The sequence below is a fragment of the Mesorhizobium sp. M0854 genome, from assembly GCF_040319815.1.
Classification (GTDB): domain Bacteria; phylum Pseudomonadota; class Alphaproteobacteria; order Rhizobiales; family Rhizobiaceae; genus Mesorhizobium.
The window spans coordinates 41,260-63,137 of record NZ_JAMYOL010000015.1 but is presented as its reverse complement, the minus strand read 5'-3'; the positions used below and the strand labels follow the sequence as shown (position 1 = coordinate 63,137).

19 protein-coding genes and 1 tRNA gene are annotated in these 21,878 nt (G+C 64.1%); 11 read left to right on the top strand and 9 right to left on the bottom strand.

Annotated features, from left to right (window positions below; all coding sequences use genetic code 11):
* Positions 1 to 60: 60 nt before the first annotated feature.
* Genes NKH99_RS21745 through NKH99_RS21725 form a run of 5 tightly spaced genes read left to right on the top strand, consistent with a single transcriptional unit; the run spans position 61 to position 5,258 of the window.
* Positions 61 to 1,602 carry a sugar ABC transporter ATP-binding protein gene (locus tag NKH99_RS21745; RefSeq protein WP_352488251.1) on the top strand — a complete coding sequence of 514 codons (1,542 nt, stop codon included), beginning with the start codon at positions 61 to 63 and terminating at the stop codon, positions 1,600 to 1,602.
* On the top strand, positions 1,599 to 2,576 hold the full coding sequence (locus NKH99_RS21740) for an ABC transporter permease (RefSeq protein ID WP_352851869.1): 978 nt from the start codon (positions 1,599 to 1,601) through the stop codon (positions 2,574 to 2,576). The genes NKH99_RS21745 and NKH99_RS21740 overlap by 4 nt, the downstream gene beginning before the upstream one ends.
* Positions 2,573 to 3,574 (top strand): ABC transporter permease, encoded by a 1,002-nt coding sequence (locus tag NKH99_RS21735; protein WP_352541322.1) that lies wholly within the window; start codon positions 2,573 to 2,575, stop codon positions 3,572 to 3,574. The genes NKH99_RS21740 and NKH99_RS21735 overlap by 4 nt, the downstream gene beginning before the upstream one ends.
* On the top strand, positions 3,574 to 3,891 hold the full coding sequence (rhaM, locus tag NKH99_RS21730; protein WP_353015458.1) for an L-rhamnose mutarotase: 318 nt from the start codon (positions 3,574 to 3,576) through the stop codon (positions 3,889 to 3,891). The genes NKH99_RS21735 and rhaM overlap by 1 nt, the downstream gene beginning before the upstream one ends.
* Positions 3,888 to 5,258, top strand: coding sequence for an FGGY-family carbohydrate kinase (locus NKH99_RS21725; RefSeq protein ID WP_353015455.1), 1,371 nt, complete (start codon positions 3,888 to 3,890; stop codon positions 5,256 to 5,258). The genes rhaM and NKH99_RS21725 overlap by 4 nt, the downstream gene beginning before the upstream one ends.
* Before the next feature lie 36 nt (positions 5,259 to 5,294).
* Here NKH99_RS21725 and NKH99_RS21720 read toward each other — a convergent pair whose 3' ends face one another.
* Positions 5,295 to 6,545, bottom strand: coding sequence for a D-amino acid dehydrogenase (locus NKH99_RS21720; protein ID WP_353015453.1), 1,251 nt, complete (start codon positions 6,543 to 6,545; stop codon positions 5,295 to 5,297).
* Between the two features lie 43 nt (positions 6,546 to 6,588).
* The gene (gene galE / locus NKH99_RS21715; RefSeq protein WP_352613928.1) at positions 6,589 to 7,584 is read right to left on the bottom strand and encodes a UDP-glucose 4-epimerase GalE; all 996 of its coding nucleotides are present in this window, start codon (positions 7,582 to 7,584) and stop codon (positions 6,589 to 6,591) included.
* Between the two features lie 265 nt (positions 7,585 to 7,849).
* On the opposite strand from galE, the gene hemA reads away from it, so the two are divergent.
* Positions 7,850 to 9,127, top strand: coding sequence for a 5-aminolevulinate synthase (gene hemA / locus NKH99_RS21710; protein WP_352448656.1), 1,278 nt, complete (start codon positions 7,850 to 7,852; stop codon positions 9,125 to 9,127).
* Positions 9,128 to 9,427: 300 nt separating this feature from the next.
* Here the strand turns inward: hemA and NKH99_RS21705 are convergent, their stop codons facing one another.
* Positions 9,428 to 10,594, bottom strand: a complete 1,167-nt coding sequence (locus tag NKH99_RS21705; RefSeq protein WP_353015450.1) for a pyridoxal phosphate-dependent aminotransferase — start codon at positions 10,592 to 10,594, stop codon at positions 9,428 to 9,430.
* 111 nt (positions 10,595 to 10,705) lie between these two features.
* Positions 10,706 to 11,128 (bottom strand): large conductance mechanosensitive channel protein MscL, encoded by a 423-nt coding sequence (gene mscL / locus NKH99_RS21700; RefSeq protein ID WP_352577002.1) that lies wholly within the window; start codon positions 11,126 to 11,128, stop codon positions 10,706 to 10,708.
* A 231-nt stretch (positions 11,129 to 11,359) separates the two neighbouring features.
* On the opposite strand from mscL, the gene NKH99_RS21695 reads away from it, so the two are divergent.
* A complete protein-coding gene (locus tag NKH99_RS21695; protein WP_353015448.1) occupies positions 11,360 to 14,848 on the top strand; it encodes a PAS domain-containing hybrid sensor histidine kinase/response regulator in 3,489 nt (1,162 codons plus the stop codon).
* 3 nt (positions 14,849 to 14,851) lie between these two features.
* On the opposite strand, the gene NKH99_RS21690 is transcribed toward NKH99_RS21695, so the two are convergent.
* Entirely contained in the window at positions 14,852 to 15,514 is a 663-nt protein-coding gene (locus NKH99_RS21690) for a response regulator (RefSeq protein WP_502893818.1), read from the bottom strand.
* A gap of 118 nt (positions 15,515 to 15,632) precedes the next feature.
* On the bottom strand, positions 15,633 to 16,064 hold the full coding sequence (locus NKH99_RS21685) for a hypothetical protein (RefSeq protein ID WP_352501713.1): 432 nt from the start codon (positions 16,062 to 16,064) through the stop codon (positions 15,633 to 15,635).
* Positions 16,065 to 16,190: 126 nt separating this feature from the next.
* Here NKH99_RS21685 and NKH99_RS21680 point away from each other — a divergent pair, with 126 nt between their 5' ends.
* Positions 16,191 to 16,541, top strand: a complete 351-nt coding sequence (locus tag NKH99_RS21680) for a DUF952 domain-containing protein (protein ID WP_352501712.1) — start codon at positions 16,191 to 16,193, stop codon at positions 16,539 to 16,541.
* Positions 16,538 to 17,614: a quinone-dependent dihydroorotate dehydrogenase gene (locus NKH99_RS21675; protein WP_352685291.1), complete on the top strand. Its 1,077-nt coding sequence runs from the start codon at positions 16,538 to 16,540 to the stop codon at positions 17,612 to 17,614. Before NKH99_RS21680 ends, NKH99_RS21675 begins: the two co-directional genes overlap by 4 nt.
* Positions 17,615 to 17,617: 3 nt before the next feature.
* Here NKH99_RS21675 and NKH99_RS21670 read toward each other — a convergent pair whose 3' ends face one another.
* The gene (locus NKH99_RS21670) at positions 17,618 to 19,042 is read right to left on the bottom strand and encodes an MATE family efflux transporter (protein WP_353015491.1); all 1,425 of its coding nucleotides are present in this window, start codon (positions 19,040 to 19,042) and stop codon (positions 17,618 to 17,620) included.
* A 50-nt stretch (positions 19,043 to 19,092) separates the two neighbouring features.
* Here NKH99_RS21670 and NKH99_RS21665 point away from each other — a divergent pair, with 50 nt between their 5' ends.
* On the top strand, positions 19,093 to 19,995 hold the full coding sequence (locus NKH99_RS21665) for a histone deacetylase family protein (protein WP_353015446.1): 903 nt from the start codon (positions 19,093 to 19,095) through the stop codon (positions 19,993 to 19,995).
* Between the two features lie 4 nt (positions 19,996 to 19,999).
* On the opposite strand, the gene NKH99_RS21660 is transcribed toward NKH99_RS21665, so the two are convergent.
* Entirely contained in the window at positions 20,000 to 20,263 is a 264-nt protein-coding gene (locus NKH99_RS21660; RefSeq protein ID WP_353015443.1) for a DUF6460 domain-containing protein, read from the bottom strand.
* Positions 20,264 to 20,394: 131 nt separating this feature from the next.
* On the opposite strand from NKH99_RS21660, the gene NKH99_RS21655 reads away from it, so the two are divergent.
* Positions 20,395 to 20,468 (top strand) — tRNA-Gly (locus NKH99_RS21655).
* A gap of 315 nt (positions 20,469 to 20,783) precedes the next feature.
* On the opposite strand, the gene NKH99_RS21650 is transcribed toward NKH99_RS21655, so the two are convergent.
* Complete coding sequence (locus tag NKH99_RS21650) at positions 20,784 to 21,773, bottom strand: LysR family transcriptional regulator (RefSeq protein WP_353015441.1); 990 nt, start codon at positions 21,771 to 21,773, stop codon at positions 20,784 to 20,786.
* Between the last annotated feature and the right edge of the window lie 105 nt (positions 21,774 to 21,878).

Genomic DNA, 21,878 nt, shown 5'->3' with positions numbered 1-21,878 from the left:
GGCGGGGCTCAGGTCCCGCCGCGCTTTCAAACGAACCTTGCTACAGGGCTTGATACGATTATGGACACGACAGCCCAGCACGAAGTGGCACATGAAGCGCCTTTGTCATCCGGACCGCGCCTGACGCTGTCCGGCATCTCGAAAAGCTTTCCCGGCGTGCGGGCGCTGCACAATGTCGGCCTGTCGCTCTATCCCGGCCAGGTAACCGCGCTGATCGGCGAAAACGGCGCCGGCAAGTCGACGCTGGTCAAGATCATGACCGGCATCTACCAGCCGGATGCTGGCACGATCAGCATCGACGGCCAGCCGGTCACACTGCCCAGCGCCCACGCCGCGTTCGGGCACGGCATCACCGCCATCCACCAGGAAACCGTGCTGTTCGACGACCTGACGGTGGCCGAAAACATCTTCCTCGGCCATGCGCCGCGCACGCGTTTCAAAACCATCGACTGGCGCACCATGCGCAAGAATGCCCGCGAGGTGCTCGACACGATGGGCGCCGGCCATATCGACGCCGACGCCAGGCTGAAGGACCTCGGCATTGCCAACAAGCACCTAGTCGCGGTTGCCCGCGCCATGTCCATCGACGCGCGGATCGTCATCATGGACGAGCCAACGGCAGCGCTTTCGATGAAGGAGATCGAAGAGCTTTTCCTGCTGATCGAATTCCTCAAGAGCGACGGCAAGGCGATCCTGTTCATCAGCCACAAATTCGATGAGATCTACCGCATCGCCGACCGCTATACCGTGTTCCGCGACGGCGAGATGGTCGGCGAAGGCCTGATCAAGGACGCCGGCCAGAGCCAGATCGTGCGCATGATGGTCGGCCGCTCGGTCGATCACATCTTTCCGCAGCGCAAGGCCGAGATCGGCGCGCCGGTGCTGGCCGTCTCCGGCCTGTCGCACCCGACCGAGTTCGACGACATAGGCTTCGAGCTGCACAGGGGCGAAATCCTCGGCTTCTACGGCCTTGTCGGCGCCGGGCGCAGCGAGGTGATGCAGGCGATATCAGGCATCACCCGCACCAGCGGCGGCACGATCACGCTGGAGGGTAAGGCAATCGCGCCGAAATCGGCGGCGGATTCGATCGACGCCGGCATCGTCTATGTGCCGGAGGAGCGCGGCAAGCAAGGCGTGGTGATCGGCCTGCCGATCTTCCAGAATGTCTCGCTGCCCTCGCTCAAACGGACATCCAAGTCCGGCATATTGCGGCTGGCCGAAGAGTTCGCGCTGGCCCGCTCCTACACCGAGCGGCTCGATCTGCGCGCCTCCTCGCTCAGCCAGGACGTCGGCACGCTGTCGGGCGGCAACCAGCAGAAGATCGTCATCGCCAAATGGCTGGCGACCGCGCCCAAGGTGATCATCCTGGACGAGCCGACCAAGGGCATCGACATCGGCTCGAAGGCGGCCGTGCACGGCTTCATGGCCGAGCTCGTCGCGCAAGGCCTGTCGGTGATCATGGTGTCGTCCGAATTGCCGGAAATCCTCGGCATGTCGGACCGCGTCGTCGTTATGCGCGAGGGCCGCATTGCCGCGGTCTACGACAATAAAGGGCTCGACGCCGAAACCTTGGTCAGGACGGCAGCGGGGATCGCGGCATGAAGGCTCTTCTCAAACACCGCGAGGTCTGGCTGCTGGCGGCAATCGTCGTGCTGATCGGGCTGATCTCCACGCGGTTTCCAGGTTTTGCCGATCCGGCCAACCTGCGCCAGGTGTTCAACGACACGTCGATCCTGATGATCCTGGCGCTCGGCCAGATGGTCGTCATCCTGACCCGCTCGATCGACCTGTCGATGGCTTCAAATCTCTGCTTCACCGGCATGGTGGTGGCAATGCTGAACGCCGCGCATCCGGCGATCCCGATCCCGCTGCTAATCGTCATCGCATTGCTGGTCGGCCTGGTGCTCGGCGCCATCAACGGCCTGCTGGTATGGCGGCTGAACATTCCCTCGATCGTGGTAACGCTCGGCTCCCTCACCATCTACCGCGGCGCCACGTTCGTCATTTCAGGCGGCGCCTGGGTCAACGCCGACCAGATGAGCGCTGAGTTCATCGGCCTGCAGCGCGCGGCTTTCCTCGGCATTCCGGTACTGTCGTGGATCGCCCTGCTGGTTATTGCGCTGTTCTTCCTCGTGATGACGCGCACCGCGCTCGGCCGCTCGATCTATGCCATCGGCGTCAACCCGACCGCATCGGTCTATGCCGGCATCGATGTCGGACGGACGAAATTCATCGTCTTCTGCATCTCGGGGATGATCGGCGGCCTCTGCGGCTATCTGTGGATTTCGCGCTACGTCATCGCCTCGGTCGAGGTCGCCAACGGCTATGAGCTCAACATCATCGCCGCCTGCGTCATCGGCGGCATCTCGATCGCCGGCGGCATCGGTTCGGTCGGCGGCGCGGTGCTCGGCGCGCTGTTCCTCGGCATCATCTCCAACGCGCTGCCGGTGATCAACATCTCACCTTTCTGGCAGATGGCGATTTCAGGCAGCGCCATCATCCTGGCCGTGGTGCTCAACGCGCGCGGCGAACGCCGGCAAGGCCGCATCATTCTCAAAAAGGCGGAAGCGGCATGACCGACACCCCTGCCCCACGCCACATTCCCGACCGGCTCGACAAGCCGTTGACGTCGGCGATCTTCTCATGGGAGGCGCTGCTGGTCGTCGTGGCGGTTGCCATCTTTGCCGTCAACAGCTTTGCCTCGCCCTATTTCCTCGACGCGTGGTCGTTGTCGGACCTGACCTTCAACTTCACGGAAAAGGCGCTGATCGCGCTGGCCATGGCGCTGCTGATCATCTCCGGCGAAATCGACCTGTCGGTGGCCGCCATCATCGCGCTGGCTTCAACAATGATGGGCATGGCGGTGCAGGCCGGCGCCGGCATGCCTGAACTGGTGGCAATCGGCCTCGTCGTCGGGCTCGGCTGCGGCGCCTTCAACGGACTGCTCGTCACCAGGCTCGGCTTGCCGTCGATCGTCGTCACCATCGGCACGATGAGCCTGTTTCGCGGCATTGCCTTCATCATCCTCGGCGACCAGGCCTACAAGGGCTATCCCGCGAGCTTCGCCTTCTTCGGCCAGGGCTATGTCTGGTGGGTGGTGTCGTTCGAACTGACGCTTTTCCTGGTCGCGGCAGTCGTCTACTGGTTCCTTCTGCACCGGACGAGCTTCGGCCGCCGGGTCTTTGCCATCGGTAACAACCCGGTCGCGGCGCAGTTTTCCGGCGTACGCGTCGGCCGTATCAAATTCATCCTGTTTTGCCTGACCGGCCTGATGGCGGGCATCGCCTCAGTGCTGATCACATCGCGGCTCGGCTCGACCCGGCCGTCGATCGCGCAGGGCTACGAGCTGGAAGTCATCACCATGGTGGTGCTTGGTGGCGTCAGCATCCTGGGCGGGGCCGGCAGCATAGTGGGCGTGGTGCTCGCGGCCTTCATCATGGGGCTGGTGACCTTCGGCCTCGGCCTGCTCAATGTGCCAGGGATCGTTATGTCGATCTTCATCGGCCTGCTGCTGATCATCGTCATCGCGCTGCCGATCCTGTGGCGGCGAGTACGGCGGGAGCGCTTTGCCTGATGCCGGAGAAATACGCGTTCAAGATGAAGCTCAATCCGGGCATGAAGGCCGAATACAAGAAGCGCCACGACGACATCTGGCCGTCGCTGGTCGCGCTGCTCAAGCAGGCCGGTATCTCCGATTACTCGATCCATCTCGACGAAGAGACCAACACCTTGTTCGGCGTGCTGTGGCGCCGTGACGACCACGGCATGGACGAATTGCCGAAGCATCCGGTGATGCAGCGTTGGTGGGCCGAGGTGGCGGACATCATGGAGACCAAGCCGAACAACGAGCCGGTGGCGGTGCCGCTGGAAACAATGTTCCATATGGAATGACCCGCCACGTCGCCGTCATCGATATCGGCAAGACCAACGCCAAGGTGGCGCTGGTCGATCTTGCCGCAGCAAGCGAAGTCGCGCTGCGCAGGATGGTGAACGAGCCGGTTCGGCAAGGCCCATACCCGCACCATGACGTCGAGCGGTTATGGGCGTTTATCCTTGGCAGCCTGGCCGAGATCGACCGCGAGCAGCGCATCGATGCGATATCGATCACCACCCATGGCGCAACGTCCGTGCTGGTCGACGCATCAGGCGAACTGGCGCTGCCGGTGCTCGACTACGAATTCGATGGTCCGGATGCCTTTGCCGGGGACTATGACACGATCCGTCCGGCGTTCTCCGAGACCGGCACGCCGCGCCTGCCGGCCGGCCTCAATCTCGGCGCGCAGCTGTTCTGGCAGCAGAAGCGCTTTCCGGCGGATTTCGCCAGAACCGCCGCGATCCTGATGTATCCGCAATACTGGGCCTTGCGCCTGACCGGCGTCGCCGCCAGCGAGGTGACTTCGCTCGGCTGCCACACCGATCTGTGGAACCCGTGGAAAGCGGATTTTTCGTCGCTGGTCGACCGGCTGCAATGGCGCCGGCTAATGGCGCCGGTGCGGCAGGCCAGGGACCGCCTCGGGCCGATCCTGCCCGCGCTTGCGACACGGACCGGGCTCGACCCGCAAACGCCGGTGTTTTGCGGCCTGCACGATTCCAACGCCTCGCTGCTGCCACATCTCCTGTCCGACCGACCGCCTTTCTCCGTGGTCTCGACCGGCACCTGGGTGGTGTCGATGGCGGTTGGCGGCAACAAGATCGCGCTCGACCCGGCCCGCGATACGCTGGTCAATGTCAACGCGCTCGGCGATCCCGTGCCGTCGGCGCGCTTCATGGGTGGCCGCGAGTTTTCCGTGCTGACCGAGGGCCAATCGGAGAACTGGACGGAAGACGATGTTGCCACGGTGCTGGCGCGCAAGACGTCCCTGTTGCCCTCGACCCAACAGGGTTCGGGCCCGTTTCCGCATCATACCGCATCATGGCTTAACGCGGACGGTATGAGCGTCGGCCAGCGCTTTGTCACCATCTCGTTCTACCTGGCGCTGATGACCGCGACCTGCCTCGACCTGATCGGCGCGGACGGTCCAACCATCGTCGAAGGACCCTTCGCCCGCAACCGGCTGTTCACCCGCATGCTGGCTGCGGCGGCGGCGCGCGCCGTCATTGCCTCCGAGGCTGCGACTGGTACCAGCATCGGCGCCGCCTTGCTGGCATCGGACCAGGGGACACCGCAAGGCAGAGGCGAAAGGACCGAACCGTCGGCCGATCCATTCTGGACAAGTTACGTGCGCTCCTGGCGTTCGGCGGTCGACGAACGAGCCTGACCGCCGAGCTCATGGCGCCCTGATGTCCGGAGATGCCTAGCCCACATAGAACAATCCTTGCGGATCGATCTCCGGCTTGCGGCCGGCAACTATGTCGGCAAGGAACTTTCCCGAGCCGCAGGCCATGGTCCAGCCGAGATGACCGTGGCCGGTGTCGAGGTAGAGATTGTCGTACCGCGCCCGGCCGATGACCGGCACAGAGTTCGGCATCATCGGGCGAAGTCCAGCCCAGAGCTCGGCCTTGCTCTCGTCGAAAGCGCCGGGGAACAGGTCCTTGGCGGTGTTCAGGATCGAGTTGAAATCGCGTGGCTTGAACGTGCGGTCGAACCCGGTGAACTCCGCCGTCGAGGACATCCGCAGCCGATTTCCCAGCCTGGAATAGCCGATCAGCCGGTCCTCGTCGGCGCCACCCATGATCGGCCCCTTGCTTTCATCTTCCAGCGGAACAGTCACGGTATAGCCCTTCACGGGATAGACGGGCAGATCGATGCCGTAGCGGCGGCCGAGCAGACCGCTCTCCGGCCCCATGGAAATGACCACTGCGTCACCGGCCACCGGGCCGGCCGAGGTCATCACGGCGCGCACCCGATCGCCGTCGATGTCGAGGCCTTCGACCGTGGTGCCGTAGAGGAATTGGACGCCGAGTTTCTCGGCGGCATAGGCAGCGAGGTTCTGCGTGAATTGGCTGGAGTCGCCGGTCTGGTCGATCGGCGAATAGACGCCGCCGGCTATCTTGTCCTTGGCGCCGGCAAGGCCGGGCTCGAGCTCGACCAGCCGGTCGCGGCCGACGATCTCGATCGGCAGGCCGTGTTCGCCGAGATAACGATAATTGTCGGTGCCGGTATCAAAGCTCTGCTGCGAGCGGAAGAAATAGAGAATGCCTTTCTTGCGCTCGTCATAGTGGATGCCGGTTTCGGCCGAGACGGCGTTGATGCAGTCGCGCGAATAGAGCGCCAGACGAAGCTTGACGTCGGTGTTGGCGCGCATGCGCTTATGCGTGCACTGGCGCAGGAAGCGGAGGCTCCAGGCGAAAAAATACGGATCGAAGCGCAGCCGCACCTTGATGCCGAGATCGTGGTTGTAGAGGCCGCGCAGGAACGTCTTCAGCGCGGCTGGCGAGGCCCAGGCGGTGGCATCCCCGGGCGACACCAGGCCGGCATTCGACCGGCTGGTGCCGCGTGCCGCCGCCGGATGGCGCTCGATCACCGTCACCTCATGGCCGTCGCTGGCCAGATAATAGGCCGCCGCCGTACCGACGACGCCGGCCCCAAGCACCAGGATTTTCATTCCGCCCCCAGCGCGCTGAGCCCACCTTTGCGGAGAGCCCACTTCACCCCAGAGCCGAATTCTTGCTGGTCAGGATGCGCTCCCAGGCAAGCGCATCGGCAACGATCTGGTCGAGGTTGTCGCGCTGCGGGGTCCAGCCGAGTTCGCCGCGCGCCAGCTCCGAATTGGCGACGACCGCGGCGGCGTCGCCGGCGCGGCGATCGCCCATCCGTACGTCGAAATCATGGCCGAAGACGCGACGGACGCTGTCGATGACCTCGAGCACCGAATAGCCGTGGCTGTAACCACAATTGGCGACCAGGCTCGATCCGCCGGCACGCAGCCGCTGAAGCGCCAGCCGATGCGCCGCCGCCAGGTCGCTGACGTGGATATAGTCGCGCATGCAGGTGCCGTCCGGCGTCGGATAGTCGGTGCCGAACACCTGCATGAAGGGGCGCTTGCCGAGCGCCGTCTCGCAAGCGACCTTGATCAGATGCGTGGCACCGGGCGTCGACTGGCCGGTGCGGCCCTTCGGATCGGCGCCGGCGACGTTGAAATAGCGCAGCGCCGTATAGCGCAACCCATGGGCAATCGCCGCGTCGCGCAGCATCCATTCACTCATCAGCTTGGACAGGCCATAGGGCGATTCCGGCGCAAGCCGGGCATCCTCGCGCACCGGCTCCAGGCCGGCGCCGCCATAGACGGCGGCGGTCGAGGAAAAGATGAAATTGGGCACGCCTTCGCGCACCGCGGTCTCGATCAAGGTGCGCGTCTTGCAGGTGTTGTTCTCGTAATAGGCAAGCGGGTCAGCGACCGATTCGGGGACCACGATCGAGCCGGCGAAATGGATGATCGCGTCGATCTTATTGTCGCGAATGATCGAAGCGACCAGTTCCCTGTCGGCGACGTCGCCGACGACGAGCTTTGCTTCCGGGGCCACCGCCCATTCAAAGCCGGTAGAAAGCCGGTCGAGGACGACGACGCTGTCGCCCGTGTCCAGCAATTCCCAGACCATATGGCTACCGATATAGCCGGCACCGCCTGTCACCAAAACCGTCATCCGCATCCTCGCTATTCATGATTTATCGGAACTGTCTCAATCGTCGCCGTACTGGAAAATCCGCCGCCAGGCCATTAAAACCTGCGGTAACCAGTCTCATCGGCGCGTGGCATTGTCCTGAAACAAGATTGATCCACATCAAGGGAATAGGCCACGTTCCGTGGTCGTTAGGAACAGGCTCGGGGCGTGGCATTTTGACCAAAAAGGCCAGGTGGACGACGAATGGGCCAATGACTATGATCCCGCGCAAAACTGGGAAGGCGACATGAATTATCAGCGGTTTTTCGAGGAGGCGATCGACCAGCTCCATGCGGAGCGTCGCTACCGCGTCTTCGCCGACCTTGAGCGTATCGTCGGGAAATTCCCGCGCGCCATCTGGCGCGCCAATGGCCGCGCCGAGGAAATCACCGTCTGGTGCTCCAACGACTATCTCGGCATGGGCCAGCATCCCGACGTCATTGCCGCGTTCCAGAAGGCGGCAGGCAAGATGGGGTCGGGGGCCGGCGGCACCCGCAACATCTCCGGCACCAGCAACCCGCTGGTCGAGCTCGAACTGGAGCTGGCCGACCTGCACGACAAGGAAGCCGCACTGGTTTTCACCTCCGGCTTCGTTTCCAACGAGGCGTCGATCTCGACCATTGCAAAGCTGCTTCCCAATTGCCTGATCATCTCGGACGAGCTCAACCACGCTTCGATGATCGAGGGCGTGCGGCGCTCGGGCGCCGAGAAGAAGATCTTCCGCCATAACGACGTCGCGCATCTCGAAAGCCTGCTGCAGACGGCCGGCCGCGAGCGCGCCAAGCTGATTGTCTTCGAGAGCGTCTATTCGATGGACGGCGACATCGCGCCGATCAAGCAGATCGTCGACCTCGCCGAGCGCTACAACGCCATGACCTACATCGACGAGGTCCACGCCGTCGGCATGTACGGGCCGCGCGGCGGCGGCATCACCGAGCGCGAAGGGCTGGCCGACCGCATCGACATCATCGAGGGCACACTGGCCAAGGCGTTCGGCACGCTTGGCGGCTACATCGCCGGCAACACTGCGGTGATCGACGCGGTGCGCTCTTATGCGCCGGGCTTCATCTTCACCACGGCGTTGCCGCCGGCGATCGCTGCCGCGGCAACCACCTCGATCCGCCATCTCAAGCGCTCGCAGGCCGAGCGCGATGCGCAGCTGCGTCAGGCGACACGGACCAAGCAAGTGCTGGCCGCGGCCGGCCTGCCGGTGATGGAGTCGCCTACCCACATCGTGCCCCTTCTGGTCGGCGATCCCGAGCTCTGCAAGATGGCCAGCGACCGCCTGCTCGGTGTGCACGGCATCTACATCCAGCCGATCAACTATCCGACGGTGCCGCGCGGCACCGAGCGGCTGCGCATCACGCCTACACCGTTCCATTCGGACGCGTTGATTGCGTCCCTGCAGGACGCGCTGGTCGAGACATGGGATGCGTTGGGGATTCCCTACGGTTCGGCGGGCCGACCGTCGGTCGCCAAGAGCGACCGCGTCATTCCGCTGCTGGTGCCGAAGTCGGGCGGCTGAAGGTTCCGCCTGGGCGAAGTGCTGCCTGTTGTTCAACGCAGCAGCGCTCAAAGGCATGGATCCTAGGGTCTCCGCTACGTCGCTTCGCTCCTGCTACGCCCTAGGATGACGAACGTGTGGTGGCGTAAGGCCAATCGCGGACGTCGGAGATTGGCTGGAAGCCTCCCTTCGCTTCGTCATCCTAGGGCGGAGCGAACGCGAAGCGGAGCGCAGACCCTAGGATCCATGCCGTTACAGTGGCCGAGAAGTGCAGCGATCCAGGTTGCCTGCGCCCGTATCCGGCTCCGTCCGACCTGAACCTCACACACTCTTCATCCATTTCGCCAGCCGGTGTGCGGCTTCCTCGAGCTGGTCGAGGCGGCGGTGGAAGCACAGCCTGAGGAAGGCTTCGCCGCCGGGGCCGAAGGCGGTGCCGGGAGCCAGGCCGACATTGGCGCGGTCGACCATGTCGAAGGCGGCAGCGCGGGAATCAGAGATGCCGTCGACCGCGAAGAACAGATAGAATGCGCCCTGCGGCACGGTGAACCGCGCCCTGCCGGTTTCGGCGAGAATGCCGCACACCAGGTCGCGCGCCGCCCTCGCCCGCTCCACCTGCTCGAGGATGAAGGCGTCGCCCTCATCGAGGGCAACGACGGCGCCGCGCTGCATGAACTGCGCAACGCCGGAAGTCGAATACTGGACCAGGTTCTCGAACACCTGCTGCAAGGCGGGATGGATCTTGATCCAGCCGATGCGCCAGCCGGTCATCGCCCAGTTCTTGGAAAAGGAATTGACGAACAGGATGCGATCCTCATCGGCCATGATGTCGATGAAGGACGGCGCGCGACTATCGCCGTAATGAAACAGCGAATAGATCTCGTCGGCGATGATCCACAGGCCCCTTTCGCGGGCAAGGTCGAGGATCGCCTGCAGCGTCTCCTTGTCGGCGGTCCAGCCGGTCGGGTTGGACGGCGTGTTGACGAACAGCGCCTTGGTCCGCGGCGTGATCGCCGCTGCGATCTTGTCGACATCGCAGGACCAGCCATTGCCCGACTGGTCGAGCGTGACCGCGACTGGAACAGCGCCCGCGACGCCGGCGGCGGCGGCGAAGTTCGGCCATGCCGGCGACAGGTAGACGAGTTCGTCGCCCTTGCCGGCCACCGCGTCGATGGCCATCTGGATGGCGTGCATGCCGGAGCCGGTGACGATGAATTCCTCGTGGGCGAAAGTCTTGCCGAAATGCCTGGTGTAGTAGCGGGCGAGTGCCTGCCTGAGTTCGGGAATGCCCCTCTGCCAGGTGTAGAAGGTTTCACCGCCGGCGAGTGCCTTGGCGGCGGCATCAGTGATGAAGGCAGGCGTCGGCAGGTCGCCCTCGCCGGCCCAGAGCGGGATCATGCCGTCGCGGCCGCGGCCACGGTTCATGACGGCGACAATGCCGCTTTCAGGCGCCGCCCGCGCTTCGGCGCGCAGAGTATCGATCAGGGTCATGGATGGGTCCGTTTTCGTTTGCTCGACTGCTAGCGTGTTTCAGGGCGGACGAAAACAGAAAACCCCGGCCGCAGGCGACCGGGGTTTTGGTCCAGAAAGTTACCGCAGGCGCTACTTTCTGGCGAGGAGATCGCGAATTTCGGTGAGCAGCGCGACATCGGCCGGCGGCGGGGCAACCGGGGCGGCCGGTTTCTCGCGCTCCAGCCGCTGGCGCAGATTGTTCACCGCTTTGACCATCAGGAAGATGATGAAGGCGAGAATGAGAAAATTCAGCGCCACGGTGATGAAGCTGCCATAGGCGAAGACCGCGCCCTGTTTCTTTGCGTCGGCCAGCGATGTGGCGTTGACGGCTGAAGACAAGGGCAGAAAGTAGTTGTTGAAGTCCAGTCCGCCGAAAATCGCCCCGATAATCGGCATGATGATGTCGTTGACCAGCGAATCGACGATCTTGCTGAAGGCAGCGCCGATGATGACGGCGACGGCCAGGTCCATCACATTGCCCCTGGAAATGAATTCCTGAAATTCTTTCAGCATTCGACCCTCCTTGTCCTGACCGGCCGTGCTGCCGTCCACGCCTCGGCATCGACCGGCGGGCAGAATAGCAAAAACCTGCGGTTGCGACAGGCGCAAAGACGTGTTTCCCCGGCCTGGATTGCGCGAAGCCGCGGCCATAATGCGCCGAAAGCCGCGATGGACTCGGTGGCCAAGCTGTGATTGCGTCTGCAAGGCCGGATGAAAAATCGGCGCAGGGAGGAAGTTCGAGCCGTGCAGGGCTGGTTCATCGTCATCATCGCGATCGCCTATGTGACGTTGCTGTTTGCTATCGCCAGCCTGGGCGACCGGCGCTCGACTTCATCCGGGCCTGGCCGCGCCCGGCCCTTCATCTATGCGCTCAGCCTCGCCATCTACTGCACCTCCTGGACCTTCTTCGGCTCGGTCGGGCTGTCCTCCGAGCGCGGCCTCGAGTTCCTCGGCATCTATATCGGACCGGTGCTGGTGTTTGTGTTCGGCTTTCCGCTGCTGCAGCGCATCGTCAGGCTGGCCAAGACCGAGAAGATCACCTCGATCGCCGACTTTCTCGGCGCCCGCTACGGCAAGAGTTTTGCTGTCGCGGCGATCGCCACGCTGATCGCGACCATCGGCGCGGTGCCCTATATGGCGCTGCAATTGAAGGCGATCTCGGGCTCGGTCAGCCTGATGGTCGAGCACTATACCGGCTCGCCGCCGTCGTTCGATCCGTTCGTCAGCGACATCTCGCTGGTCGTTGCCATGCTGCTGGCGCTGTTTGCGGTGCTGTTCGGCACGCGCCACGCCGATGCCACCGAGCACCAGGACGGGCTGGTGCTGGCGGTGGCAGTCGAAACCGTGGTCAAGCTCGCCGCCTTCCTGGCAATCGGCCTGATGGTCATGTTCCTGATCTTCGGCGGGCCAGGCGACATGTTCGACCGGCTCGCCGAAAACACGCAGGTGCGCCAGGCGATGGGCTACAACACCTCGCTCGCCACCTGGCTGGTGCTGACATGCCTGAGCGGCTTTGCCATCCTCATGCTGCCGCGCCAGTTCTACGTCACCATCGTCGAAAATCGCAGCGAGGCCGAGCTGCGCACCGCGACATGGGTGTTTCCGCTCTATCTGGTGGCAATCAACCTGTTCGTGCTGCCGATCGCGCTGGCCGGCCTGGAACTGGTCGGCCCCAGGACCAGCAGCGACCTTTACGTGCTGTCGCTGCCGCTGTTCAGCGGCCACGACGTGCTGGCCATGGCCGCCTTCATCGGCGGGCTGTCGGCGGCGACCGCAATGGTGATCGTCGAAAGCGTCGCGCTGTCGATCATGATCTCCAACGACCTGGTCATTCCGCTGTTCGTGCGCCGGCTGCTGCGGACCACGACATCCGAGAACGAGGACTGGTCGACGCTCATCCTCAATGTACGGCGGGCGGCGATCTTCATCATGCTGTTCATCGCCTTTCTCTACTACCGCGAGAGCACCAATAGCGCGCGGCTGTCCTCGATCGGCCTGATGTCGTTCGCCGCGATCGCGCAGTTCGCGCCGGCAATGATCGGCGGCCTGATCTGGCGCGGCGCCAACGGAAGGGGTGCCGCACTTGGCATGGTCGCCGGCATCGTCGTCTGGAGCTATACGCTGCTGCTTCCCTCGCTCGTCGCGCCCGATACCGGCATCCTCGTCCACGGCCTGTTCGGCTTCGATGCATTGCGGCCGCAGGCTCTTTTCGGCACCGTCGCCGAGCCGCTGAACCATGGCGTGCTGTGGAGCCTGTCGATCAACACGCTGTTTTTTGTGTTCGGCTCGCTGTCGCGCGCCTCAGTGCCGCTGGAACGCATCCAGGCATCGATCTTCGTGCCGCGCGAGGCGGGCCCGCTGCCGAGCCTGCGCCGCTTCCGCACCACCATAACCGTCAACGACCTCAAGGACACGATCGCGCGCTATCTCGGTGTCGAACGCACCGAGCGGTCGTTTCAGTCGTTCGAAAAGAGCAGCGGCACTTCACTGCACGGCAACGAACAGGCCAGCATGGATGTCATCCGCTTCTCCGAGCAGCTTCTGGCCAGTGCCGTCGGCTCCTCTTCGGCGCGGCTGATCCTGTCGCTGCTGCTGCGACGCAACGACCGCGAATCCAAGGACGCCTTCCGCCTGCTCGACGACGCCACGGAGGCGCTGCAGCACAATCGCGATCTGCTGCAGATCGCACTCGACCAGATGGAACAGGGCATCACTGTCTTCGACCGCGATTTCCGGTTGATTTGCTGGAACCGCCAGTACCGGGCGCTGTTCGACCTGCCCGACGAGATGGGCCAGGTCGGCGTCTCACTCGATCGTATCCTGCGCCACCTTGCCGAGCGCGGTGACATACCGGCAGACCAGCGCGTCACCATGCTCAACCGCCTGACCAGCTTCGTCAGCCCATGGCAGATGGAGCTGAAGACCAGCGGGCGCATCCTGGAATTGCGCTCCAATCCGATGCCGGACGGCGGCATCGTCGCCACCTACGCCGACATCTCTGGACGCGTCGAGCAGGATCTGGCGCTGAAGCGCGCCAACGAATCCCTGGAACAGCGAGTGAAGAGCCGCACCGCCGAGCTCACCCGCGTCAACGAGGAGCTGGCGCAGGCGCAGATGCTGGCCGAGGAGGCCAATCTCGGCAAGACCCGCTTCCTCGCTGCCGCCGGCCACGACATCCTACAGCCGCTGAACGCCGCCCGCCTCTATTGCTCGTCACTGATCGAGAAGACTGGCAAGGGACCCGCCGGCAAGGCGGCGATGAACATCGAATCGTCGCTGGAATCGGTCGAGACCATCCTCGGCGCAGTGCTCGACATTTCGCGCCTCGATGCCGGCGCGATGAAGCCGGACGATACGAGCTTCGGCCTCGACGGGCTGCTGCGCCAGATCGGCAACGACTTCCGGCCGCTTGCCGCCGAAAAGAAGCTCGAACTCTCGATCATGCCGTCGTCGCTCAGCGTGATGACGGACCGCAATCTGCTGCGCCGGCTGATCCAGAACCTGGTCTCCAACGCCATCAAGTATACGCGCCGTGGCCGCATCCTGGTCGGCGTGCGGCGGCGCGGCGAATTGGCCGAGATCCAGGTTATCGACACCGGCATCGGCATTGCCGGCGACAAGCTCAACACCGTGTTCCGCGAATTCACCCGGCTCGACGAGGGCGCACGCGAGGCGGAAGGCCTCGGCCTTGGGCTCTCCATTGTCGACCGCATCGCCCGCGTCCTGCGCCTCGAAATCCGGATCTTCTCCAACCCAGGCAAGGGCACACGCTTTTCCGTGTTGCTGCCGGTGGCGGCCGTGCAGGCACCGCGGCGCGAGGCGGAGGCGAAGCCGCCTGCCCGTGCAGCGGCCTCGCTTGCCGGGCTCAATGTGCTCTGCATCGACAACGACGCCCGCATCCTCGACGGCATGCGGCTCCTGCTCGAGGGTTGGGGCTGCAGCGTCGACACGCTTTCCGGCGCGGAGGATCTCGACAGGTCCGGCATGCATCGGCCGGACATCGTGCTTGCCGACTATCATCTCGACAACAGGACCGGCCTCGAATTGATCGCCCAGTTGCGTGCGATCCATGGCGAGGACCTGCCGGCCGTGCTGGTCACCGCCGACCGCTCCAGCGAGGTTCGCGGCGCTGCCGGCAGGCTCGACGTGCCGGTGATCAGCAAACCACTGAAACCGGCGATGCTGCGCTCGATGATGGCCAGGGTCAGGCCGCTGGCGCCGGCGGCCGAATAGGAATCAGCCGGCCGCCTGAACCGGGTCGCTGCCGATTTTGGACAAAAGGATGACCGCCTGCGTGCGGCTGTCGACCCCGAGCTTCTGCAGGATAGCCGAGACATGCGCTTTGATCGTCGCTTCGGAGACCCCGAGTTCATAGGCGATCTGCTTGTTGAGCAGTCCCTCAGCCAGCATGCCGAGCACGCGCGTCTGCTGTGGGGTCAGCGCCTGCAGCCGCTTGATCAGGTCGGAAATCTCAGGATCGCGCTCGACGCCGAGATCGACCCCGGCGGGTGCCGCGATATCACCTGCGAGCACCGACTGCACAGCATTGCGGATCTCCTCCATGCTGGCCGATTTGGAGATGAAGCCGGAGGCGCCGAGATCGAGCGCGCGCCGGATCGTCACCGGATCGTCATGCGCCGAGACCACCATCATCGGCACCGCCGGATGGATGCCGCGCAACGAAATCAGGCCGGAAAGACCGCTTGCCCCCGGCATCGAGAGATCGAGCAGCACCAGATCGACGTCCTCATTGGCCAGGACCAGCGCCTTGGCGCTTTCGAAATCGCCGGCCTCGTGAATGGCGGCAACGTCTCCGATGCCCGCGAGTGCCTCCCTCAATGCACCGCGAAAAAGCGGATGATCGTCGGCAATGACGAATGTGTAGCCCAACGGTGATATCCCTCCCCGAATCCCGTTGGCGATTTTCCGCCTTGCAGGATCTGAACGATCATAACGCTACGCCTGCTGTTCGGCGTGGCCGGCTTGCTATTCCCGCCCCAGGTCTTTTGCGAATTGCCTAGGTCTTTTGCGAATTGGGCTTGGCGCCGTCTTCGTCCTTGTCCATGTCCTTGACGATGTCCATGAAGCTGCGCAGGAAGCGCTCCATGTAGCCCATCGTCTTGTTGAAATCCTCCTCGCTGGGCAAAGTCGATTCGAAACGCGCGGCAAGCGAATTTTCGAGCTTGGCGACGCGCTCGTCGAGCGCCTTCACCGAATTTTGCAGCCGGTCGACCTCATCCTGGAGGGCGGCACGTTCGTCGGCCGCCGTCTTGCAGACGAGCTGGCCGGAGCGTTCCTCGCAGAGCGACATGGCGCCGGTTTGCGTATCCATGCGGACATAGCCATTGGCCGATTTCTCCAACCGGTAGCGATCGGCTTCCTCGGAAAAGGCCGACGCCGCGACAAGCGACACCACCGCTGCGGGGATCAAGACGTGTTTCAGACGCATGTTTTCCTCCATGAGCCAGTCAGCGCAATCTATCACAGTTTGCGCCTGAAATGGGGACGAACCTGAAATGGGGAAGAACACGGGCCTGCCCTTCCCCGCGTGGTCGGTTCGGACTATAGCGCAACCATGTCTGAGATCATCTACAAGATAGTTCCCAAGGCGCTGTGGCGCGAGGCTGAAAGAGAAGGCCGCTTCACCGGCGCGCCTATCGACGTCGCCGACGGCTTCATCCATTTTTCCACCGCCGGGCAGGTTCGGGAAACGGCAGTAAAACATTTCGCCGGCCAGGCGGGGTTGCTGCTGGTTGCCGTCGACAGCGCGCGCCTCGGCAATGCGCTGAAATATGAGGTCTCGCGCGGCGGCGCCCTGTTCCCGCATCTCTATGGCGGGCTCGGCCTCGATGCGGTCGTTTCGGTGCAGGCATTGCCGCTCGGCGCTGACGGCCGGCATGAATTCCCGGCGCTGGAGGCCGAATGAGCGCGTTCGACCGGATCGGCCAGAAACTGCTGTTTACGCTCGATCCGGAAACCGCGCATGGGCTGTCGATTGCCGCGCTGAGATGCGGGCTGCCGGTCGCCGGTCGTCCGCCGCAGGACAACAGGTTAAAGGTCAGCCGTTGCGGGCTGGATTTCCCGAACCCGCTCGGCATGGCCGCGGGTTACGACAAGAATGCCGAAGTGCCGGACGCGCTGCTCGGCCTCGGCTTCGGCTTCGCCGAGGTCGGCACGATCACGCCGCTGCCGCAGACGGGCAATCCGAAGCCGCGCATCTTCCGGCTGCCTTCGGACGGGGCGGTGATCAACCGGCTGGGCTTCAACAATGAAGGCCACGCCGCCGCAGAGAAGCGTCTTGCCGCCCGAAAAGGCCGCCCCGGCATCATCGGCATCAACATCGGCGCCAACAAGGACAGCGCCGACCGCGTCAGTGATTATGAGCGCGGCGTGATCCGGTTCGCGCGATACGCCGGCTATCTGACAATCAATATCTCCTCGCCGAACACGCCGGGCCTGCGCAATATGCAGGCGCGCGAACAGCTTGGCGAGCTCCTGTCGCGGGTCATGGCCGCGCGTGCGGCGGCACCGGCAAAACCGCCCGTGTTCCTCAAGATCGCGCCGGATCTGGTCGAGGCCGAGCTTGAGGACATCGCTGCCGAGATCAGCGACAAGCAAATGGACGGCGTCATCGTCTCCAACACAACGATCGCGCGAGCCGGCCTGAGCAGCGCCGGCCTTGCCGGCGAGACCGGCGGGCTTTCGGGAAAACCCTTGTTCGAGCGCTCGACTATCGTGCTGGCAAGGATGCGAAAACTGCTTGGCCCGGATCCTACTATCATCGGCGTCGGCGGCGTCGATTCCGCCGAGACGGCGCTGGAAAAGATCCGTGCCGGCGCCGATCTCGTCCAGCTCTATACCGGCATGATCTATGCCGGGCCCGCGCTGCCGGGGCGTATTCTTTCCGGCATGGCCCGTTTCATGGACAATCAAGGGCTGAAGTCGCTGTGCGAGCTTCGCGACAGCCGCCTCGATCACTGGGCGGCGAAACCGCTTTAGCGATCAGTCAAAGGCTGTGCGCACCCGCAGCCGCAATATGGCGAGCAGGCTGAAGCCGCGCACCAGCAGGAAGACATGCAACGCCGCCCACAGGCCGTGATTGCCGAAGGCCGGCGCCAGGATCAGCAGCGCGGCGCTGAACGCCAGGAATGACAACAGCATCATGTTGCGCATGTCGCGCGACCATGTTGCGCCGATGAAGACACCGTCCATCTGGAAAGCCAGCACGCCGCTGAGCGCGGTGAACGCCGCCCAGGGCAGGTAGATGTCGGCAATGGCGCGGACGTCCGTCGAGGTCGTGATCAGGGCGATCAGATCCGTGCCCTCCAGCAGGAAGAAGAGCGTCGCCGCGCCGGCCAGACCGAGCCCCCAAAGCAGCGTCAGACGCACCGCCTGATCAAACGCCGTGGCGGCACGGGCGCCGATGGCGCGCCCGGCGAGCTGTTCGGCAGCGGTGGCGAAACCATCGAGGAAATAGCCGGCAACCAGGAAGAGGTTCATCAGCACGGCGTTGGCGGCCAGCGTCAGAGTGCCGAATTGTGCGCCCTGGCGCGTGAACAGCGCGAAGGCGGCGAGCAGCGAAAAGGAGCGGATCATGATATCGCGGTTGAGCGACATCATGCGCAGGAATGCCGGCAGATCGAGGACGCGGTGGCGCGGCAGCCTGGGCGCCGCCCAAAAGCGCCGGCCGACAATGGCGAGACCAAGCAGCATGGCGACGAATTCGCCGGTGACCGTTGCCCAGGCAACGCCGGCAACGCCCCAGCTGAGCTCCAGGCCAAGCAGGAAGCAGAGGGCGATGTTGATGCCGTTCAGCATCAACTGCAGCATCAGCCCGAGCCCGCCCTCGCCGCGCCCAAGCACGTAACCGAGGATGGCGTAATTGATCAGCGAGAACGGTGCCGCGAGCATCCTGATGCGGATATAGACGTCCATCGCCGCGCTGACGCGCGGTTCGGCGCCTATGAACCATTGCCCGGCGGTGGAGACCAGCGGCGCAAGCGCGGCAAGCACGACGCCGGCGACGACCGCGATCAGCACGGCGCGCCAAAACACCGCCTGCTCCTCCAGCGCATCGCCGCGCCCGAAGGCCTGGGCGACGAGGCCGGTGGTGCCGGAGCGCAGGAAATTGAAGGTGGTGAAGACGACATCGAAGATCAGGGCGCCGGCCGCCAGGCCGCCGAGAAGGGCGGCGTCGCCGAACTGCCCAACCACCGCCGTGTCGACAATTCCAAGCAGCGGCGTCGTCAGATAGGCAAGCGTCATCGGCACGGCGATGGCGAGCACCGAGCGGTTGGTGACGACGAAGGCCCCGGCTTCGGTGGTGTGGGCTTCGATGGGTAAAGCCTGCTCCAAACGCGTGTTGCTTCCTGTTGCGGCTTGATCGGCCAGCCGATGTGCCCCAGTTTGCGGACCTCGCGCAACCATCCACGCCGCTATGGTCAACCGAAATCCGCCTCTGGCGCACCGGCCGCCCCATGCCCCTGCAGATCGTTCATCATCCCGACTACGACGCCGGCTTCGCCGTCAACCACCGCTTCCCGATGAGCAAATATCCGCGGCTGATGGATGCGTTGCGGGCACGCGGCCTGGCGCAGCCCGAAGCGCTCAACATGCCGGAGGCGGCGCGGCCATCATGGCTGAAGCTTGCCCACGCGGTCGACTATGTCGACCAGGTGCTTGCCTGCAAAGTGCCGGTGGCGATCGAGCGCGAGATCGGCTTTCCCGTGGGGCCGCGGGTTTCGCTGAGGGCGCAGCTCGCAACGGCCGGTACGGTGCTGGCAGCGCGGCTGGCGTTGCTGAACGGCATCGCCTGCAACACCGCCGGCGGCAGCCATCATGCACGGCGCGCGCAAGGCGCCGGCTTCTGCACCTTCAACGACGTAGCCGTTGCCGCGCTGGTGCTGCTCGCCGAAGCTGCTGTCCAAAACATCCTGGTCGTCGACCTCGACGTGCATCAGGGCGACGGCACGGCGGATATCCTGAACGACGAGCCGCGCGTGTTTACCTTCTCCATGCATGGCGACCGCAACTACCCCGCGCGCAAGATCGCCTCCGATCTCGATGTCGCCCTGCCCGACGGCACCGGCGTTGCGGCCTATCTGGAGCGGCTGGACGCCATCCTGCCGGAGTTGTCGGCGCGAAGGCGCTGGGACCTCGTCTTCTACAATGCCGGCGTCGATGTCCATGTCGAGGACCGGCTCGGCAGGTTGTCGCTCACGGATGACGGGCTGCGCGCCCGCGACGATATGGTGATCCGCCATTTCCGCACGCTTGGCATACCGGTATGTGGCGTTATCGGCGGCGGCTATTCGACGGATGTCGCAGCACTTGCTGCACGGCACGCCATCCTGTTCGAGGTGGCGGCGGGCTACGCCTGAAAATTCACTTCCGGTAATTAGCGATCCTGAGCAGGACGAAGGCCGGCACGACGATCGCGGCACCGAGCAGGACGTAGCCGAGAAAGCGGTCGATGGCGTGGAAGCCCATATTCCACAGGTCGATGAAGAATTTGCGGATGCCGTAAAGCACATCCATCGGCGACCAGCCGAAGGCATTCATGACCAGCCCGACGAGGAACGACACCACAAGCAGCTTCAGGATCACCCGGAGCGGCGTATCGCCGAGAAAGCGGTTCGGTGCGGACAAGCCTGTCTCCACAGTCGGGTGCCGCGATTCGGGCACATGCCTAGAAATACGCAGTTGGTCGTCCGGCATCAAGCCGAGCCCTCAAACCGGATTGCGCATCGGCGCCGGGCCATGATATCGGAGGAACCAGCGCGGGTATGATGTAATGGTAGCTTGTCAGCTTCCCAAGCTGAACGCGCGGGTTCGATTCCCGCTACCCGCTCCAGCTTTTGCCCCCGGTGCATTGCACTTGTTCTGGCCAAGCTGAAAACCAGCGGATTTATAGGCAGTTTTACAGCCCGGGCTGGCCGTCTTTCATCTGTTTGGCCGATGTGCCAGTTCGTGGAATATCTCACATTGAGGGTCGGCGGGGCCTCGAATGACCCCAACCGGAAAGTCTACCCTTGGTCCGCTGGCTTCTGCTGGCGGGCCTTTTTTGAGCATCAGGCAGTAGTGGCCGACGTGCATCGGCGCCGCTGCTGGCGGGCCTGTCTGGTCGTCTGGCCGGCCACGGGATGCGCTCCGCTTGCCGCTCCAGCCCCTATCCCACCTCCCGCAGAATAAAGTCGTGCAGCATCTTGGCTGCCGGTGACAGCGCGCGGTTCTTCACCGTGATCAGGCTGTAGGGCCTGACCTCGATGTCGAATTCCGTCTGGACAACATCGATGGCGCCGGCCAGGCCTTCCGGGTTCTGGATGAACTTCGCGACCTGGATCGAAACCGGCGCAATGGCGTCGGATTGCGCGACCATGACCAGTGTCAATAGCAGCGAGCTGGTGTTGAGGATGCGGTCCGGCAGCGCGATGTTGCGGTTCAGGAAGTTACTCTCCATCGCCTGGCGCAGCGGCGAGCCGCCCGACTGGAAAACCCAGTCATAGGCGGCGGTGTCTTCCAGCCGCACCGCCTTGCCGTTGGTCAACGGGTGGCCGCGGCGCACGATCAGGCAGGCTTTCTCGACGCCGATGACGCGCGCTTCGAACAGCCGCGGATTGAGGTCGTCGGGGATACGGGCGATGATGAAATCGTGGCGCGAGGCGATCAGCTCGCGCGCCAGGACGTTCGAGGTCTCGACCTGCATGGTGATTTCGATGCGCGGATAAAGGCGCCGGATCTCGCGGATCGCCGGCACCGCCAGCTCGATCGCCGGTGCTGTCACCGCGCCCAGGAATACCGAGCCGCCCTTGCCCGCCTTGAGCTCGAAAATCTCGCGGTCGACCTCGCGCATCTCGAGCAGGATCGATCGCGCGCGCCGTGCCAACGCCTTGCCATAGGGTGTCAGCGTGATGCCGCGCGGCAGCCTTTCGCAGAGCTTGACGTCGAGCACGGCCTCCATCTCGGCGATCATGCGCGAGGCCGCCGGCTGCGAGATGTTCATGACCTGGGCCGCGGCGCTCACACGGCCGTGCTCGTCGAGGGCTGCGATCATGCGCATGTGACGCAGGCTCAAGCCGCTGCGCAGCAAGGTTCCGCCATCACCCGGGATCTCATCGTAACCGGCTGATATTCCGCCAGGATTTCGCAGCGCCGCCATGATTCTTCCCTACTCTTACGCCCGGCGCCCTGGCTGGATCCGGCTGCGTCGTCACTAGCCTAAGCCATATCAGTCTCGATATAGCAACCATCAAAGATCGCATTT